Annotated in this window: 14 protein-coding genes, 1 tRNA gene and 1 riboswitch; of the genes, 7 read left to right on the top strand and 8 right to left on the bottom strand. The window is 74.5% G+C overall.

The window, feature by feature from the left end:
* Positions 1-87: 87 nt before the first annotated feature.
* The 4 genes from ACWDD9_RS04060 to ACWDD9_RS04045 form a co-directional block, all read right to left on the bottom strand.
* Positions 88-1305, bottom strand: a complete 1218-nt coding sequence (locus tag ACWDD9_RS04060) for an MFS transporter (protein WP_449810722.1) — start codon at positions 1303-1305, stop codon at positions 88-90.
* 45 nt (positions 1306-1350) lie between these two features.
* The gene (locus ACWDD9_RS04055; protein ID WP_074001836.1) at positions 1351-2178 is read right to left on the bottom strand and encodes a MerR family transcriptional regulator; all 828 of its coding nucleotides are present in this window, start codon (positions 2176-2178) and stop codon (positions 1351-1353) included.
* A 128-nt stretch (positions 2179-2306) separates the two neighbouring features.
* Positions 2307-2394, bottom strand: a tRNA-Ser gene (locus ACWDD9_RS04050).
* A gap of 63 nt (positions 2395-2457) precedes the next feature.
* Positions 2458-4269 carry a S1C family serine protease gene (locus ACWDD9_RS04045; RefSeq protein ID WP_449810721.1) on the bottom strand — a complete coding sequence of 604 codons (1812 nt, stop codon included), beginning with the start codon at positions 4267-4269 and terminating at the stop codon, positions 2458-2460.
* A gap of 266 nt (positions 4270-4535) precedes the next feature.
* Positions 4536-4680, top strand: a riboswitch (TPP riboswitch).
* Here ACWDD9_RS04045 and ACWDD9_RS04040 point away from each other — a divergent pair.
* The 4 genes from ACWDD9_RS04040 (at position 4673) to ACWDD9_RS04025 (ending at position 8924) form a co-directional block, all read left to right on the top strand.
* A complete protein-coding gene (locus tag ACWDD9_RS04040; RefSeq protein ID WP_079271981.1) occupies positions 4673-6091 on the top strand; it encodes a purine-cytosine permease family protein in 1419 nt (472 codons plus the stop codon). Its footprint overlaps the riboswitch before it by 8 nt.
* 108 nt (positions 6092-6199) lie before the next feature.
* Positions 6200-7024 (top strand): glycerophosphodiester phosphodiesterase, encoded by an 825-nt coding sequence (locus ACWDD9_RS04035; protein WP_380777134.1) that lies wholly within the window; start codon positions 6200-6202, stop codon positions 7022-7024.
* 427 nt (positions 7025-7451) lie between these two features.
* Positions 7452-7871, top strand: coding sequence for an ATP-binding protein (locus tag ACWDD9_RS04030; protein ID WP_449810720.1), 420 nt, complete (start codon positions 7452-7454; stop codon positions 7869-7871).
* 69 nt (positions 7872-7940) lie between these two features.
* Entirely contained in the window at positions 7941-8924 is a 984-nt protein-coding gene (locus tag ACWDD9_RS04025) for a DUF5926 family protein (protein ID WP_049655150.1), read from the top strand.
* Between the two features lie 275 nt (positions 8925-9199).
* Here the strand turns inward: ACWDD9_RS04025 and ACWDD9_RS04020 are convergent, their stop codons facing one another.
* Entirely contained in the window at positions 9200-9862 is a 663-nt protein-coding gene (locus ACWDD9_RS04020) for a bifunctional DNA primase/polymerase (protein ID WP_049655147.1), read from the bottom strand.
* A gap of 614 nt (positions 9863-10476) precedes the next feature.
* Here ACWDD9_RS04020 and ACWDD9_RS04015 point away from each other — a divergent pair.
* Positions 10477-11925, top strand: a complete 1449-nt coding sequence (locus tag ACWDD9_RS04015; RefSeq protein ID WP_380777135.1) for a PP2C family protein-serine/threonine phosphatase — start codon at positions 10477-10479, stop codon at positions 11923-11925.
* A gap of 129 nt (positions 11926-12054) precedes the next feature.
* Positions 12055-13554 carry an aminopeptidase P family protein gene (locus ACWDD9_RS04010; RefSeq protein ID WP_074001837.1) on the top strand — a complete coding sequence of 500 codons (1500 nt, stop codon included), beginning with the start codon at positions 12055-12057 and terminating at the stop codon, positions 13552-13554.
* Positions 13555-13651: 97 nt separating this feature from the next.
* Here ACWDD9_RS04010 and ACWDD9_RS04005 read toward each other — a convergent pair whose 3' ends face one another.
* The 3 genes from ACWDD9_RS04005 to ACWDD9_RS03995 all read right to left on the bottom strand — a co-directional run bounded on the left by ACWDD9_RS04005 (position 13652) and on the right by ACWDD9_RS03995 (position 17215).
* Complete coding sequence (locus ACWDD9_RS04005) at positions 13652-14836, bottom strand: hypothetical protein (protein ID WP_449810719.1); 1185 nt, start codon at positions 14834-14836, stop codon at positions 13652-13654.
* Positions 14837-15092: 256 nt separating this feature from the next.
* Positions 15093-16541 (bottom strand): hypothetical protein, encoded by a 1449-nt coding sequence (locus tag ACWDD9_RS04000; protein ID WP_449810718.1) that lies wholly within the window; start codon positions 16539-16541, stop codon positions 15093-15095.
* Positions 16538-17215 (bottom strand): RNA polymerase sigma factor, encoded by a 678-nt coding sequence (locus ACWDD9_RS03995; RefSeq protein ID WP_241852808.1) that lies wholly within the window; start codon positions 17213-17215, stop codon positions 16538-16540. Before ACWDD9_RS03995 ends, ACWDD9_RS04000 begins: the two co-directional genes overlap by 4 nt.
* 234 nt (positions 17216-17449) lie before the next feature.
* Between ACWDD9_RS03995 and ACWDD9_RS03990 the strand changes: the two genes are divergently transcribed.
* On the top strand, positions 17450-18505 hold the full coding sequence (locus tag ACWDD9_RS03990; protein ID WP_449810717.1) for a helix-turn-helix domain-containing protein: 1056 nt from the start codon (positions 17450-17452) through the stop codon (positions 18503-18505).
* Positions 18506-18512: the final 7 nt, after the last annotated feature.

Below are 18512 nucleotides of genomic sequence, written 5' to 3'. Positions count from 1 at the left end.
AAGGGGCAGGCACCGGGGCTGGCGGCAAGGGCCGCCGTACGGGGAGGTGCCGGCCGGATCCCGGGGTCGGCGCGGCGACCGGTCGACTCAGGCCCGGCGGAGGGTCGGGGTGGCCAGGGCGGTGAGGCCGGCCGCGGCGGTGGCGAGGGCGCAGAGGAGGGTGGGCGGGGCGGCGCCCGCCGCGTCCGCGAGCAGGCCCAGCAGGGCGTTCGAGAGCACCAGGGCCAGGCTCTGCACGAGCGTCAGCAGGGCCTGGACCCGCGAGAGATGGGTCGGCGGCGCGCCGGTCAGCACCAGCGGGCCGAGGTGGCAGGCGAAGAGCCCCGAGCCGAGGCCCGCCACCGTACTGCCGGCCACCGCCGCCACCGGCCCCGCGGCCAGGGCCAGCAGCGCGATCCCCGCCGACGCCGTGCAGAGCCCGGCGGCCGCCCCCACGCCGGCCCGGGGCAGCGCGCCCCGCCGGGCGACCAGGACGGCCACCGCCAGCACCCCGGCCGCCTGCCCGCCGCTCACCAGCCCCGCCGTCCCGGCCGACCAGCCGTGCGCCCGGGCGAGCAGCGGGCCGAGCAGCGACACCACCGGCAGCAGCGCCCCGGCCGCCGCACCGGTGAGCAGCAGCGCGGCCCGCAGCAGCGGGTCGGCCAGGGCGAGCCGGACGCCGGACGCGGCCTCGCTCAGCAGGCCGGCCCGCGGACCGGACGGCCCGTCCGCCCCGGGGCGGACCCGCAGCAGGACCAGCAGCACGACCCCGAAGCTCACCGCGTCCACGAGCGCCGCGCCGGGCAGCCCGCCGGCCGCGACCAGCAGGCCGCCGAGCGGCGCCCCGAGCAGGACGGCGCCCTGCCCGCCGGCCTGCCGCAGGGCGAGCGCCCGGGGCAGCCGGTCGGCGGGCACCAGCCGGCCCGGCATCGAACCGCTCGCCGGGAGGTGGAAGGCGTCGACCGTCCCGATCACGGCCGCCGCCGCGACCAGGAGCCAGAGCGGTGTGCCCCGGTCGGCCGCGACCAGCGCCAGCGCGGCGGTCGCGGCCAGCATCACCGTGTCCCCGACGAGCATCACCCGACGGGCGCCGAACCGGTCCGCGACCGCGCCGCCCAGCAGGACCAGCGCGGTGCGCGGCACCGTGACCGCCGTCAGGACCAGCCCGGCCGCGCCGCCGCCGTGCGCGGAGGCGGCCCAGCCGAGGGCGAAGTACAGCGCGGCGTCGCCCAGCAGTCCGGCCTGGACCCCGGCCAGCCAGAGCAGGTACGTCCGGGGCAGCGCGGCCCGCGAACCGACGGCGGCGGTGGCAGCGGCAGTGGTCATGCCGGGTGACGCTAGGACCCTCGACCGGGTCGAGGGCAAGCCCGGCTACCCGCGGACCACCGGCTCCTGGAGCTCGGTGACCCATCCCGCCGGGTCCTCCGGGCACTCCAGGTACAGCTCCCGGGCGTAGCCGGCCGAGCGGTAGCCGTTCTCCTCGATGAAGCGGGCCAGCTCCTGGCCCGCGCCCAGGACCTCGTCCATCGGGCCGCGGTGCACGATCGTCGCCGCCTCCCCGATCGGCGGCAGGTCGACCACCTCGAAGTCGTGCGCGCCCGCCCGCACCGACGGGCCGACCGGGACGGCGGCCCCGACCAGCACCGAGCCGTTGCCCTCCGGGGCGTCCTGGTAGTGGGCGACGGACGGGCCGGCCGCCTCGATCCCGGCCCCGGCCAGCCGCCGGCACAGCTCGGCGAACAGCGGCCCGATCACCGGCCCGATGTCCTCCGGCTCGTAACTCGCGGCCACACCGGTCAGTTGGGCCACCCGGACGGACGGCACCGGCTTCACCACGACATCCCGCACGGACATGGTCCCCTCGCTCTCGATCGTCCGGAGCCTCGCCTCCACCCGGGCCAGCCGCAGCTCGTCGGCCGCGATCGCCGCGGCGAGCTGGGCCCGCCGCAACCGCAGCATCCCGCGCAGCTCGGCCGCGTCCACCCGCTCGTCCAGGACGGCCCGCACCTGCTGCAGGGTGAACCCGAGCTCCTTGAGCGCGATCACCCGGTTGAGCCGGGCCAGTTGGGACGCCTCGTAGAAGCGGTAGCCGCTGACCGGGTCCACCCGGGCGGGCCGCAGCAGCCCGATCGCGTCGTAGTGGCGCAGCATCCGCACCGACACCCGGCCGTGGCTGGCGAAGTCTCCGATGTTCAACATGATGCGACCACTCCACCCCCTGCCACCGTGTCAGGGTCAACCCCCGCCCCGCCCGTGGCCCGGGAAACACCGAGGGCGGGTGCCGAGTGGTCTCGGCACCCGCCCTGAGCAGGTGGTTCTCCTACCGGCGGAGAGCGTGGGATTCGAACCCACGGTACGGGGTCACCGCACGACAGTTTTCAAGACTGTTCCCTTAGGCCGCTCGGGCAGCTCTCCAGGCGGAGGTCAGCCTAACGGGTCCGGCGGGGTTCGGTGCACACGTTTCGGGGCGGGCGGGGGTTACGGCTGGTCGCCCTCGCGCTGGCCGAGAGTGACCTTGGTGTTGAGGGTCTGGCCGTTGCGGGTGTACTCGACGTCGACGGTCTCGCCGGGCTTGTGCGTCCAGATCCGGCTGACCAGGGCGGGGCCGTTGTCGATCGGGACGCCGCCGAGCTTGGTGATGACGTCGCCCGGCTTGAGGCCGGCCTTGTCGGCCGCGCCGCCGGGGGTGACGGCGGGCTGGCCCTGGATGTCCTTGGTCTGGATCTGCGCGCCGTCGCCCTTGTAGTCGTCGTTGCGCAGCACGTCGAGCTTGGCGTAGACCGGCTTGCCGGTCTTGATCAGGGTGTCCGCGACCCACTTGGCCTGGTTGATCGGGATGGCGAAGCCCAGGCCGATGCTGCCGGCCCGGCCGTTGGCGGAGGCGTTGGACTGGATCGCCGAGTTGATGCCGATCACCGCGCCGCCGGAGTCGAGCAGCGGGCCACCGGAGTTGCCGGGGTTGATGGAGGCGTCGGTCTGCAGGGCGTTCATGTACGAGGCCTGCGAGCCGGTGTCGTCGCCGGAGGCCACCGGGCGGTCCTTGGCGCTGATGATGCCGCTGGTGACGGTGGACTCCAGGCCGTACGGCGCACCGATCGCGACGGTGGCGTCGCCGACGTTGACCTTGTCGGAGTCGGCCAGCGGCAGCGGGGCCAGCTTGCTCTTGGGCGGGTTGTCGATCTTGACCACGGCGACGTCGTAGCCCTCGGCGTGGCCGAGCACCGAGGCGCTGTAGGAGCTGCCGTCGGCGAACTTGACGGTCAGTTTGCCGCCGCTGAGGGTCGGCGCGACGACGTGGTTGTTGGTGAGGATGTGGCCCTCGGTGTCGAAGACGAAGCCGGTGCCGGTGCCCGACTCGCCGTTGCCCTGCGCCTTGATGGTGACGACGCTGGGCAGCGCCTTCTGCGCGATGGCGGCGATCGAGCCGGGGACGGGCTCGTTCTTCTGGGTGTCGCTGGCCTGGACGGTGGTGCTGCGGTGGTCGTTCGCGGAGCTCCTGCGGTCGGAACTGTCGGAGACGGACACGCCGAGCGCGCCGCCGGCCACACCGGCGACCAGCGCGACGGCCGCGATCAGGGCGACCAGGCCGCCGCGCTTCTTGCGCGGGCCGCCAGGGCCGCCCGGACCGCCGGGGTACTCCGCCGGGTAGCCGAGCGGGCCGGCCGGGCCGCCGGGGTAGCCGGCGCCGCCGGAGGTGGAGTCGTGGGTGGGGCCCCAGCCGCCGAGCGGCTGGCCGGCCCCGAAGGGGTGGTGGCCGTGCGCGGCGGGCGCGGCCGGAGCGGCGCCGTACCCCTCGTGCGCGCCGGCGGCGGGGACGCCGTGGGTCGGGGTGGCGTACGGGTTGCCGGCCGGCGGCAGGGCCGGGGCGGCGGGTGCGGCGGCCACCGGGGCGGGCGGAACGGGCGGCAGGACCGGCGGCGGCGCGTCGATGTAGCCGGTGGCCGGGTCGACGGCCGGCTCCTCGACGGCGAGTACGGCGGGTGCGGCGGGTGCCACGGGCTCGGCGGGTGCGGCGGGTGCCTCCGGTGCGGGCACCTTGGTGAAGGCGACGGTGGGCTTGTGCCCACCCCCGGCCGGGACCTCCTCGGCCGGAACGGCGTCGGCGGACGGCGCCGCCTCGGCGGCGGCGGCCTCGACCGCGCCCGCCTCCGGCTCGGGCACCCGCCGGAACGCCATGGTCGGGTTGTGCCCGCCCTGAGCGGGGCCCGCGGCAGCGGACTCGGCCGCCCCCGGCCCGGCGGGCTGCTCCCCCTGCGGCCCGGTGGGCCCAACCTCGCGCTCGGTGCTCACGGACGACCTCCATAGCTGGCAGAACCAAGGACCATAGTTTTTCGCACTGTCGATTCGTTTGCCGTAAGGACCCCTCTGAAGAACTCATAAGAATCCTTAGCCGGCACCGACACCGGCACTGGCGTCAGCACCCGCGTCGGCACCGACACCGGCTCCGGCACCCGTACCGACGGCCGGGGCTCCCCTCCCCGTCGGGCGTCCGCGATGCGGACCGCCCCGCCCTCGGCCTTGGGCGTCGGCACCCGCGCCGGTTAGCCTGGCGCTCCAAACTGACACGCGGGAGCTTGGACCCACCAGGCTGAGAGTGCGCATGTCGACCGTACGCCACACGAGTGACGGACGTTCGAGGGGGCGCTGACCGCCGGAACCTGTCCGGGTAATGCCGGCGTAGGGAGTATCGGCCATGCCGCCTGCTTCGCCATCCTCTTCTTCGGGTACGAACGCCTCCGACTCCGGCGCGAACGCCCCCGCGCCGGGCGCGACCGCCCTCCTGGAACGCGCCGAGCACGTCGAAGCGCCCCTGGTCCTGGACACCGAACCGCCGCGCACGCTGCGCTTCCGGGACCACTTCGCGCTCTGGATGAACCTGGGCGTCAGCCTGATCGGCTTCTCCACCGCCGCCACCGTGCTCGGCGCCCCCGGCAGCGAGCTGTCGCTGGCCGCCGCGGTGACCGCGATCACGATCGGTACGGCGGTCGGCACCGCGATGCTCGCCGTGGCCGCGCTGATCGGCGCCCGCACCGGCGCCCCCGCGATGGCGAACCTGCGCGGGCTGTTCGGCACCCGGCTGTCGTACCTGCCGACGGTGCTGAACATCGTGCAGTGCATCGGCTGGGGCGTCTTCGAGCTGCTGACCATCTCGGCGGGCGCGCAGACCGTCGCGCACACCACCGGCTACCGCTGGCTGTTCGTCCTGCTCGCGGGCGCGCTGACCACCGCGCTGACCATCTGGCCGCTGGGCTCGATCGCGGTGCTGCGCCGCTTCGTGGCCGGGGCGGTCGCGGTGGCGATGGTGTACTTCACCGTCCAGTTGGGCCGCCAGGGCGTGCCGGACCCGGGCGCGGGCAACTGGCACGGCTTCCTCGGCGCCACCGACGCGATGATCGCGGTGTCGGTCTCCTTCGTCCCGCTGGCCGCCGACTACACCCGGCACTCGCGCACCCCGCGCTCGGCGTTCTGGGGCAGCTTCTCCGGCTACACGGTCGCCCAGGTCTGGTGCTACGTGCTCGGCCTGATGGCGCTGCTGCAGTCGGACGGCGACCCGAACCGGATCTTCGACTCCTTCCTCGGGGTCTGGGCCGGCTGGCTGTTCCTGCTGGTGCTGGTGCTGCGCGAGACGGACCAGTCCTTCGCCAACGTGTACTCGACCGCGATGTCGGTGCAGAACCTGCTGCCGAAGGTGGACCGCCGGGTGCTCTCGGGCGCGATCGGCGTGCTGATCACCGTGCTGGCGCTGCAGATCGACGAGTTCACCGACACCTACTACGGCTTCCTCGGCCTGATCGGCTCGGTGTTCGTGCCGCTGCTGGCGGTGCTCGTGGTGGACTACTTCCTCGGCGCCGGCCGGCGCGGCTGGAACCTCTCCGCCGACGCGCCGTCCCGCTGGCTGATGCTGCTGCCGTGGGCCCTGGGCTTCGCGGTCTACCAGTTCATCGCGCCGACCAAGGTCGCGGGCTGGTGGACGGACTTCTGGACCTCCGCCCAGGAGGCGCTGCACTTCACCCCGCAGGAGTGGACCTCGGCCTCGCTGTTCGCCTTCCTGGTGCCGGCCCTGGCCACCTGGGCGCTCACCCCGCTCGGCCGCCGCGCCGTCCGGGGCTGACGGAGCGGAGGGAGCGGGGCCCGAGCGGGCCCCGCAGGTACGCAGACGGCCCCACAGGTTGGGGCCGTCTTTGTCCGCGCTTCACCTCCGCCGCCTATCGTTGGGCCTGTGACCAGCCCAGACCTGTCCTCGGCGGCGGCGCGCACCGTGCCGCCCGTCCAGGTGATCGCCCACCGCGGTTCCTCCCACGCCCTGCCCGAGCACACCCTCGCGGCCTACCGGCGCGCGCTCGACGAGGGCGCGGACGCGCTGGAGTGCGACGTCCGGGTCACCGCCGACGGCGCGCTGGTCTGCGTGCACGACCGCCGGATCGGCCGGGTCTCCAACGGCCGGGGCACCGTTTCGGCCATGACCCTCGCCGAGCTGGAGGCGTACGACTTCGGCGCCTGGAAGACCGGCCGCCCCAGCACCGACCCGGAGCTGCGCGGCGTGCTGCGGCTGGAGCGGCTGCTGGAGCTGGTGGTGGAGTGCGGCCGCCCGGTGGACCTGGCGATCGAGACCAAGCACCCGGTGCGCTTCCGCGGCCGGGTGGAGGCCGAGCTGCTGCGGACCCTGGAGCGGTTCAAGATCGGCGCGGCCCGGGAGGGCGACCGCCCGTCCGCCCGGATCATGAGCTTCTCCTCGGTCGCGCTGAACCGGGTGGCCGCCGCCGCGCCGCGGTACCGGCGGGTCTTCCTGTTCGAGCGGACCCTGCCGCTGCTCGGCCGGCTGCGCGAGGGCTCGCCGCTGCCGGGCGGGGCGCGGATCGCCGGCCCGGGCATCGAGCTGGTGCGGGCCCGCCCGCAGCTGGTGACCCGGCTGCGCGAGCTCGGCCACGAGGTGCACGTGTGGACGGTGGACGAGCCGGCCGACGTCGAGCTCTGCCTGGAGCTCGGGGTGTCCGCGATCATCACCAACCGGCCCGCGGAGGTACTGGCGCAACTCGGCCGGTGATCCACCGGTGATCCGTCGGCGCACCGAAGGCCGTACTCCTCCGAACCCCTCCGATCCGATCACTCTGGTCGGCAGTCAAACCTTCCTCGCGCGAAATTGCCGGAATTCTTGCATCCGGGCGACGGAGGGTGAGCGCGGAATGACCTGATGTCGACCGTCGGTCGCCGCACTCGAAATGGGCTCGCGGGATCGTCCGGTGCTCGTTTCCGACGCATTACCAAGGGGCATCTCTCCCTCGGCATACGCTGAAGGAGGTCCGGGGGTGGCGTTGATGGTGGCGCGTGAAGTGCCGACTTCATCGACCATGGCAGTGCCGCACGGCCCAGCGAGTGTCGGGGTCGCACGGCGCCGACTGCGTCGAGATCTGGGTGACCGGCAGGTACCCGAACCGGTCATCGATGATGCTGTTCTGATCCTTTCCGAGCTGTTGAGCAACGCCTGTCGGTACGCCCGTCCGCTCGGCCCGCTGCCGGCCCTGGGCCGCAGCGCCCGGGCCGAGGTGCTCGGGCAGGTGCTGGTCGGCGTCCCCTCCGGGGCGACCGCCGCGCAGGGCGCCCGGGAGCCCGCCGAGGGTCCGGCCGAGCCGGCCGGCGGGGTGCTGGTCCGCTGGCAGATGCACGCCGACGGGGTGCTCACCCTGGAGGTCACGGACGGCGGGGCGGCCACCCGGCCGCTGCCCGCGAGTCCCTCGCTGACCTCGCGCGGCGGCCGCGGCCTGAGCATCGTCGACCAGCTGGCCAGCGACTGGGGCGTGCGCGACGCCCCCGGCGAGGTCACGGTCTGGGCGGCGCTGCCCGCCCGGACCCGGCACGCCCGGCGCACCGGGGGCGATGCCCGTAGCGCGTGAGCCGGGCTCGGGGAATGTGTCGTTAGGCTTCCCGGGACACAGGACCACCGTTCCCGGGAGAGCCGCAGCATGGGCAAGAAGGCCGCCAAGAAGGCGCCGCAGCGCCAGTCCACCACCGCCGTCACGGGCGAGATCCCCGTGGTCGGGGCCCGCGAGGACTGCCCCTGCGGCTCGGGCCGCCGGTACAAGGCGTGTCACGGCCGGGAGGCCTCGCACGCGGTGCAGGAGCTGGTGCACCGCCCGTTCGAGGGCCTGCCGGGCGAGGCCGACTGGGTGGCGCTGCGCGAGCTGGTGCCCGCCGCCACGGTGCCGCTGACGCTGGCCGCCGGCGTGGCCGACGGCGCGACCGGTGACGTCCCGTCGGTGACCCTGGCCACCGTGCTGCCGCTGGCCTGGCCGGCCCTGCGCCGCCAGGACGGCTCGATCCTGCTCGGCCTGCAGACCCAGTCCGCCTCCGGCGACCTCAGCCGCGACCTCGCGGACGCCCTGGAGCTGGCCCTGGCCACCGAGCCGGGCAGCCCGGTGCCGGCCCGCCGGACCGTCCCTGGCGGGCGCCGCCTGCAGGACCTGCTGGACACCACCGCCGCGTTCACGCCCGCCGTGCACACCGGCTTCGAGTTCTGGCTGGAGGACGCCGAGGCCGCCACCGGCGAGGTCGCCGCCTCCCTGGAGCGCGCCAACGCCTCGGCCATCCCGACCGAGAAGCTCGCGAGCGTGGACTCCGCGTACTGGTGCGGCACCCCGGACAAGAACCACCTGCGCTGGGTGATGACCGTGCCCGAGGAGAAGCTGCTGGACGCGCTGGCCCGACTGAACACGGCCGGCGAGGCCTCGCTCGGCCCGGACACCCGCCTGGTCGGCTCCTTCCGCGCGCACGGCCTGACCGTCCCGGTGTGGGACCTCCCGCTCGCGATGACCGCCGCCGACTGCGAGAAGCCGGCCGCCGAGTTCGCCGAGCGGCTCGCCGCGGTGCTCGCCGACGCGGCCCCGCTGACCGCCGAGGAGCGGCGCACCCGCGCGAACCTGGTGAACCGTCAGGTCACCTTGAACTAAAGGGCGCAGGATCCGCGTGATACGCGTCACATTGTCGCGGTGAACGCGCAATTTCCGGGCGTGGAGGGCGTCTTGGAAATTGGCGCGGGCGCGGATCCTTGTTACTGTCTAAAGAGTCCGGCCGCTGGTGCATCCCCCGTCGCCAGCGGCCGGATCTTTTCTTTTTCCGGAGTGCCCCGCTCGGAGCCCCCGGACGGGCCCGGGCCGAGACCCGGGAGAAGCCCGGATCCGGGCCCGGCGGACGGTGTCGACAGCCCGTCCCGCTCCGGTGGCCCTCAGTAGGCCGAACGCCCGCTGTCCAGCCGGACCGTCGCCTCCACCAACTCCCCCAGCAGCGGCCCGACCTGCGGCAGCCAGACCCCGCCGCCGACGCCCGGTCGCGGCGCGAGCACCCAGCGCACCCTCCCCCAGCCTCCGGCCGAGGGCACCCCGACGGCCGCGCCGCCGGGCGGCAGCGGCAGGAAGCCACCCGCCCCGTGGTAGCGCAACGAGCCCGGCACCCAAGGGAGTTGGGCGAGCATCTCGCCGAGCACGTCCAGCGAGTACGGGGCCACCAGCAGCGCGTAGCGGCCCGGCATCGCCAGCACCGGGCCGAGCGGCAGCCGCAGCGCGCCCAGGTAGACCAGCGCCCGGGCGCCGGCCGCCGCGGGCAGGCTGACCGCCGAGACCGTGGAGCCGGTGGCGGCCAGCACCGGCGCGTCCGGGCTCTGCCGCTCCCACCACCAGCGCACCATCCGGGCGTCCGTGGTGGCGGCCAGCAGCGAGGGGTCGTGCGGGTGCGCGCCGGGGACGGTGCAGTCCAGGTCGCCGCAGGAGCAGCGGCCGTCGCGCAGCACGGCGCCCGGCACCACGGGCCAACGGTGGTCGACGGCGGCCGTCAGGGCCGCGGCCAGCCGGGCGGAACGATCCTCCGACCGGTCTTTCGGGTTCTCACGCATGGCGCTCGTTCCTTTCCCTGACCGCTCGGTTCGCTCCGCTCCGCCGGCGTCCGTCGGGATCCTCCGCGCGGACCCGCCGCGGCACGGACCCGGGCGGCGCGGCGCGGGGCGGGCGGCAGGGCGGACGGCGCGGCACGACGTGGAGCAGGTGTGGAGTACGACGTGAAAGGGCCGCGCAGGGCACAGCCCTTGGAACGAGAATCCCGTACGCGACCGGATGGACGCCGCCCGGGCGCGCTTGGTTCCACCGTACGAGTGAGAGAGTTCCGGCCGACCCGGCTCACGGGCGGCACGGACATACGATCCGGACGGCCGCCCGGGCCGTCCTCCCCGTTCTGCCCGCTCGCGGCCCGCTCCATGCCTCCGGGCCGAGTGGCGCGCGCACCAACCCCGCGCGCCCCCCGACCGGGTCGCGATCGATGTGGAACGGGCCACCGCGTCGTCCTGGATCTGGACATGCCCCGAATGGCCTGTGTAGAAGTGGTGGCATTGCTGTCGATCAATGACGAGTAGTAGCGAATCGAGGCGAAACACGCCCTTTGGCCGTGCTCGCTCCACATTGGCCGTACCTGGGGGTTTCGCATGGCACGTAGCACCGCGTCAGGAGTGACGGCATGAACGAGTCCCACCCGTCGACGGCCCTCCCGACGACGACCGCCGAGCCTGGCGAACCCGGCTGCGCGGGCGGGCTCACCGTCCTCGACCTGCCGGACCTCCCCGGCCCCGTCAACGCCCCGGACGGCACGGCGGACACCCGCACGGCGCCCTCCGCCGCGCTGCAGGACCGTTTGGCCGGACGCCTGTCCGATATCACCAGCCTGCACGAGCACACCGAACGGCTCGCCCGCGCCCGCGGCCTGGCCGCCACCCTGGACACCGTCCTCGCCTCCGGCGCCGCCCTGCTCGGCGCCCGGCGCGGCATGCTGGTCACCCGGCGGCCCGGCGGCGGACCCGGACAGCCGGTCGGCCACGGCCTCGACCGCGCCAGCCTCGGCGCCCTGGAGACCGTCCCGACCGAGCAGAGCCTGCTGGCCCGGCTGCTGCGCGAACGGGACCGGCCCGCCCAGCTGCACTCCCACGACCTCGCCGAGGACCCGGCCACCGGCGCCCGGCTGCGCGAACTCGCCGTCCACCTCGGCCTCGGCGGCGCCTACGGCCTGCCGCTCGCCACCGAGGAGGACGGCCCGCTCGCCGCCGCCCTCTGGTTCTACGACGAGCCCGCCGAACCGACCGACTGCCAGCGCGAACTGGCCCGCCACTACTGCGAGATCGCCGCCCCGCTGCTCGCCAAGCAGCTGGAGGCGGACCGGATCTCGCGCACCACCGAGGCGCTGCGCCGCGGCCTGCTGCCGGACCGGCTCCCCCGGGCCGCCGGGCTGCGGCTGGCCGCCCGGCTCGTCCCCGCCGGGCTGGAGCGCTCCACCGGCAGCGACTGGTACGACGCGATCCCGCTGCCCGACGGCACCATCGGCCTCACCGTCGGCTCCGTCTCCGGCGACGGCCCCGGCGCGGGCCCCGGCTCCGCCCCCGGCGCGGCCGCCGCGATGGGCCGGGTCCGGGCCGCGCTGCGGGCGTACGCGGTGCTGGAGGGCGAGGACCCGGTCTCCGTCCTGGGGGACCTGGAGCTGCTGCTCAAGACCACCGAACCGACCCGCACCGCCACCGCCGTCTACGCCTGGATCGAGCCCGAGGAGCGCCGGATCACCCTGGCCGGCGCCGGGCACTGCCCGCCCGTCCTGGTCGGCCGGCACGGCGCCGAGTTCGTGGAGACCTCGCTCTCCGCCCCGCTCGGCATGCTGGCCTGCTGGGAGGCCCCCGGGGTGGAGTTCGTCGCCGAGCGCGGCGACACCCTGCTGCTCTACACCGAGGGCCTGGCCCGCCGCTGCGGCCCGACCCTGCACGCCGGGCAGGCCAACCTGCGCCGGGCCGCCGCCGACGCCCCGCGCGACGTGCGGATCGACCCGGACCGGCTCTGCGCCCACCTGCTGGCCGTCTGCCCGGACCCGGACGCCGGGGGCACGGCCACCGACGACCTGATGCTGCTGGCGGCCCGCTTCGAGTGACGGTTCGGGCCCGGAACGAACGGGCGGCCGGGCGTCCGTACCATGGACGGACGCACGGCCGCCCGCGCGTGTCGCGATCCGACACCTCCCCCAGGGGCGGCGGTACCACCCCCCAAGGAGGCGTTGCACGTGACCGAGGACCGTACCCCCGCGGTGGCCGAGAACCCCGAGGCCGAGGGCGGCGAGGAGCCTGAGCAGCACAAGGGCCGCAAGAACGGTCTCTACGGCGACATCTCCGACGAGCTGGCCGCCTCGATGAAGTCCGGCTGGGCCGACACCGAGCTGCACGGCCTCGCCCCCGTCGCCCAGGCCCCGTACGCGGCCGAGCGCCGCGCCGCGCTGTCCGCCGCCTACCCGGGCGAGCGCCTGGTCGTCCCGGCCGGCAACCTGCGGGTCCGCTCCAACGACACCGACTACGCGTTCCGCGCCGCCAGCGAGTACGTCCACCTCACCGGCGACCAGACCGAGGACGCGGTGCTGGTCGGCGAGCCGACCGGCGCGACCGGCCACGACTTCGTGCTCTACCTGCTGCCCCGCTCGAACCGCGAGAACGGCGAGTTCTGGCTGGACGGCTACGGCGAGCTGTGGGTCGGCCGCCGGCACAGCCTGGCCGAGCAGGAGCAGCTGCTCGGGCTGCCCGCCCGCGACGTGCGCAAGGCCGCCGAGGAGCTGGCCGCGAAGGCCGCCGACTCGGCCGTGCCGACCCGCATCGTCCGCGGCTACGACGCCGGCCTGGAGGCCGCGCTCGCCGACGCCCTGGACGCCGACAAGGACGCCGGGCTCAAGGAGTTCCTGAGCGGCCTGCGGCTGGTCAAGGACGCGTGGGAGATCGGCGAGCTGCGCGCCGCCTGCGACGCCACCGTCAAGGGCTTCACCGACGTGGTCCGCGAGCTGGGCCAGGCCGTCGCCACCTCGGAGCGCTGGATCGAGGGCACCTTCTGGCGCCGCGCCCGGGTCGAGGGCAACGACGTCGGCTACGGCACCATCGCCGCGGCCGGCCCGCACGCCACCACCCTGCACTGGGTGCGCAACGACGGCGACGTGCGCCCGGGCGAGCTGCTGCTGCTGGACGCGGGCGTGGAGACCAGCACCCTCTACACCGCGGACGTCACCCGCAGCCTGCCGATCAACGGCAGCTTCACCGAGGTCCAGCGCCGGATCTACGACGCGGTGTACGACGCCCAGGAGGCTGGCATCGCCGCGGTGAAGCCCGGCGCCCGGTTCCGCGACTTCCACGAGGCCTCGCAGCGCGTGCTCGCCGAGCGGCTGCTCGCCTGGGGCCTGCTGGACGCCTCGGTGTACGACGTCGAGAAGGTCCTGGAGCTGGGCCTCCAGCGCCGCTGGACCCTGCACGGCACCGGCCACATGCTCGGCCTGGACGTCCACGACTGCGCCCACTCGCGCCGCGAGGAGCACGTCGACGCGCTGCTGGTCCCCGGCATGGTGCTGACCGTCGAGCCCGGCCTGTACTTCCAGCAGGACGACCTGACCGTGCCGGAGGAGTACCGCGGCATCGGCGTCCGGATCGAGGACGACATCCTGGTCACCGCCGACGGCAACGAGAACCTCTCGGCCGGCCTGCCCCGCAGCGCCGAGGACGTCGAGGCCTGGATGGCCTCGCTCGCCTGAGCCTCCGCACGACGGCCGTGACGCGGCCACGGTGAAGGGCCCGGCCTCCCGAGCAGTGGGAGGCCGGGCCCTTCGGCTCCGGTGCGGGCCGCCGGTGTCAGCGACGGACGGCGGGCCGCAGGGTGGTGGGGGCGCCGTAGTGGCCGTCCGAGGCGCCGCCGACCTCGATCTCCACCGGCTTGGTGGAACCGGTCCGCTTCAGGCCGACCCGGAAGGTGTACTCGGCCGGGTTGCCCGTCATCACGCCGGTCAGCTGGGCCGGCGCCACCCCGATCCGCCCGTTGCAGTCCTCGGTCGCCTCGAAGGACTTCCACTCGCCGCCGACCTTCGCCTCGATCGTGACGTCCTCCCCGGTCAGGCCCTCGCTCGCGGGCACGGACAGGTACACCGCCGGGCGCAGCAGGCCGGGGCCGTCGGGCGAGGAGACCTTGAAGGAGAACTCGGTCGGGGTCCCGCCGACGACCAGCGGGGTCGGCTTGGAGACCGAGTTCACCACCGGGCGGTGCGAGTCGACGACGGACGTGGTCACCACGCCCTTGGTCAGCACCTTGTAGGTGGACGGCACCACGGCGTCCGCCTCGACGTACAGCTTGCCCGGCTGGTTGCCCGCGTCGAGCACCATCCGGTACTCGACCGTCCGGCTCTCGCCGGCGGCCAGCTCGAAGGCCGCGTCGTTGCCCGTACCCGCGTAGTCCATGCCGCCGCCCTGGCTCAGCGCGGGCATGGCCTTCCAGCCGGTGGCGTCCTTGCGCTCCAGGGTGCCCTGCGCCATCGAGAGCACCCGCCGGCACTCCGCGCCCTCGAACTGCTGGGTGGCCACCACCGGCGCCACCGCGCGGGTGCCCGAGGCGTCGTTGTTCTTCCAGGTCACCGAGAAGGAGACCTGGTCGCCCACCTGGATCTTCTGGCCCGCGCGCAGGCCGTTGAAGGTGATCCCGATGCCGCCGGCGGGCTTGGCCGGGGCAGGCGCGGCCGGGGCCTTCGCGGCGGTCTTGGCCTCGGTCTTGGCGGCCACGGGCGCGGCCGGAGCGGCGGCCGGGGCGGCGTTGGTCAGGGCGGGGGTGGTCGGCGCGGCCTCGGTGGTCGGCGCGGCCGGGGCGGGGACGGTCGGGACGGCGCCCGCGCCGGGGGTGGCCGACGAGGTGACGGCCGGGGTGGAGGCGGGAGCGGAGGCGGCGACGGACGCCTCGCCGTTCGTCGGGCCGCAGGCCGCGATTCCCACGGCGGTGACGACGGCCAGCGGGACGATCTTCGCAATACGGGCGATAACGGACGCGTTCATGTGACAGTCCCCCCAAGGACATGGTGATGGTGGTGATCGAATGAGCGGGCGCCTACGGTCGCGCCCCGAGGAACCGGCCCGAGCCCCCCGGCTCCGCCGGCTCGCTCTCCCTGCCTCTCACCCTGATAGACGTCCATCCCGCCGGGGGGTTGCAGGCCGGTTCGAAGAATTTTTCCCGGCCCCTCCCCGGAACGCCGAAAGGCGCCGCGACCGGGGGAAACCCGGTCACGGCGCCTCAACTGCCAGTGCGGAACGGCTACTTCACGACCGTCACCGGGACGATCAGCTCCTTCACGGAGGTCAGCGGCGCGGAACCGTCGTACGGCAGCACCGCCTGGACGGACACCGGCATCGTGCCGGGCCCGTCCAGCTTGTCGAGGGCCATCCGGTACGTCACCGTCCTGGACTCTCCCGGCGCGAGCGAGAACTGGGCCTGCTGGCCCACCATGGCGTAGTCCATGCCGCCGCCGATCGCGAGCGGGATCTCCTTCCAGACGCCGCCGTCCTGGCGCTCCAGCTTGCCCTTGTTCATCGTGACCATCTCGCTCGGCGGCGTCCCGGCGTACTCCTTCGTGTAGACCAGCGGCTGGAGCTTGTCGTAGGTCTTCTGGCCGGTGTTCCGGTACGTCACCGTGAAGGTCACCGGGGTGCCGTTGGTGGACACCTTCTGCCCGGCGCCGAGGCCGCCGTCGACCGTGATCGCGATGTCCTTCGCGCCCTTGTCGGACGCGGTCAGGGACGGTGACTTGTGGCCGCTCACGTCCAGGCTGTTGACGATCGCCGTCAGGCCCGGCTGGTAGTCGCTCTTGAGCCCGTTCGCCACCACGAAGACCTGGTCCAGGCCCATCCCCCACAGCTGGGCGGTGAAGGTGTCCCCGGGCTTGCAGGTGACGTTCCACTGGGTCTTGTCGATCGTCTTGCCGGCCACGGTGGGCTTGGTCCGCACGGGTGCGCCGACCGAGGAGTAGCCGTTGTCCGGGAAGTAGGGCCGGCCCCAGATCGGGCAGTTCGGCTGGTGGCCCCAGCCGCTGTCGGCGACCAGGTCGTCCGTCGTCGGCCAGGCGCCGCCCTCGAGTTCGTCCGGGGAGTTGTAGGCCACGACCAGGACGCCGTACGGCTCGCACCTGGCCGGCGCCCAGCCCTGCTGCGGCTCCGTCGGCGCGCCCGGACTCAGGACGCAGACCCGGTCGGCCGAGACCGGCACGGCCTTCCAGCCCGCCGGGACCTTGAACTTGACGCCCCGCAGGCTGGACGAGCTCGCCGGGCCGCTCGCGGTGCCGGGGGCGGAGGTCGCGGTGGTCGGGACGCCGTCGGCGAGCGGGACCTCCGTCTCGGCCTCGCTGGTGGGCGTGCCCGAATCGGTGGGGGCGGCCGTCGGGCTGGGGTCGCCGGTCGGCTCGGGCGTCGGGCTCGGCGAGGTGGTCAGGGTGGCGGCCGGGGGCGGGACCTCGTCCTGGGCGACCGGCTCGCCGTGGAAGGTGAGCACGCCGAGCGCCATGGCGGCGGCCAGGCCGAGCGGCACGGTGACGGCGTACACCGGGCGCAGCCGGCGGATCCGGTTCTTCGGGGGAGCGGCCGGGCGCAGGCTGGCGGCCGTGACGAGGGAGGCCCGGGCCGTCATCGCCTCGCGGAGCAGCCGTTCCGTCGGTGTCTCGGCCGGCCCGTCGCCGTCGCCGCCGGTGCGGCGGGGGAGCTTGTCGGTCATCGAACCTTCTCCAGGTGCTTTTCCAAGGCGTCCAGAGCGCGGCTGGCGGTGGACTTCACGGCACCCCGGGACAGTCCCAGGGTCTCGGCTATCTGCGCCTCCGACAGGTCGGACCAGTAGCGCAGCACCAGCACCTCACGCTGGCGGGGAGTCAACTCCTGCAGGGCCACCAGCACCCGGCGGTGCTCGTCGTTGAGCACCGCGTGGTCCTCGGCGGACGGGGCGTCGGCCACGTGCGGCGGCACGTACTCGCGGGCGGTCTTGCGGCGGCGCAGCATCGAGCGGGCGCCGTTGACCACCGAGGTGCGCAGGTAGCCGAGCGCGTTGTCGAGGTCGTCCAGCTCCTCGCCGTAGCGCTGGTAGAGCTGGGTGAAGGCGTCCTGGACGACGTCCTCGGCCAGGTCCTGGTGGTCGACCAGCATGACCGCCATCCGGACCAGGCCGAGCCGGTGGGCGTGGTACAGGTCGGTCAGGGTGGGCCGGTCCTCGGCGGGCTTGCGACCGCCGCGCAGCAGCCGGAAACCGGAGCGGCGCTGCTTCGCCTCCTGCTCGGTGGCGGCGCCGGCGAGCGGCTCGCCGGCCTCCTGCGCGCCGAACAGCGCGGCGACGACTCCACGGATGGAGAAGCCCCGCCCCCCTGCCTGCGCGGCGGTCGGCCCGATGGCCATGGACATGCGCGTTTCCGCTTTCCCCCGGGACGGTGACGGCGGCCGCCGTTCCGTCAGGTCACCTGATCAAGATCGTGATCGGGGGGATCATCCCAGCCGCCCTCTGCCGGGTTCCCTCCGCCCCCGTACCAAAGGACGTGTGACGGGGGTGAAGGTTGCAGGTGGGTTCGAAGAAAATTCCGAAGGGGTCGGGACGGCTACACTCACCGGCATTCCGCCACCCGTGAGCAGGGGGTTCGCATGGCCGAGCAGCACGCCGAGGACCGGACCGGTGCCGCCCCGCGGCCGGTGCCCGTCGCCATCGGCCGGCGCCCGGAGCCCGTGCACGACGTCGCGGTGTACGCCTTCCCGGGCATGGCACCGTTCGAACTCGGCGTGGTGGTCGAGGTGTTCGGACTGGCGCGGCCCGAGCTGACCGGGCTGCTGGCGGCGCCCTGGTACGGGCTGAAGGTCTGCGCCGACCGGCCCGGGACGCCGCTGGAGGCGGTGGGCGGCTTCGCGCTGACCGCCCGGCACGGGCTGGACGAGCTGGCCGCGGCCGACACGGTGGTGGTCCCCGGGGTGCCGAACCCGTTCGGCGGCGTCTCCCCCGACCTGGTCGAGGCGCTGCGCACCGCACACGGGCGCGGCGCCCGGATCGTGTCGATCTGCTCGGGCGCCTTCGCACCGGCCGCCGCCGGACTGCTGGACGGCCGGGAGGCGACCACCCACTGGCGGTACGCCGAGCTGCTCCAGCAGCGGTACCCGGCGGTGCGGGTCAACCCCGACGTGCTGTACGTGGACAACGGCGATGTGCTGACCAGCGCGGGCAGCGCGGCCGGCATCGACCTCTGCCTGCACCTGGTCCGCCGGGACCACGGCGCCAAGGTGGCCAACGCGGTGGCCCGCCGCTTCGTGGTGGCGCCGCACCGGGACGGCGGGCAGGCCCAGTTCGTCGAGGCGGCGGTCCGCCCGGTCGAGGAGGAGGACGACGGGATCGCCCTCAGCATGCGGTGGGCGCTGGACCACCTGTCGTCCCCGCTGACCATCTCGCAGCTGGCCCGCGCCGCCCGGATGTCGGACCGCTCGTACCTGCGGCACTTCACCGCCCGCACCGGGACCAGCCCGATGCGCTGGGTCGTCACCCAGCGCATCGCGACCAGTCTGGCGCTGCTGGAGTCGCCGGAGGGGACGGTGGAGGAGATCGCCGCGGCGGTCGGCTTCGAGAGCGCCGCGACCTTCCGCCACCACTTCGGCCGGGTGATGCGCACCTCGCCGACCGCCTACCGGCGCTCCTTCGGGCGCGGGGTGGCCTGAGCGCGCG

It is taken from the genome of Kitasatospora sp. NPDC001119, from assembly GCF_053598475.1.
This window is presented reverse-complemented; position numbering and strand designations above follow the sequence as displayed.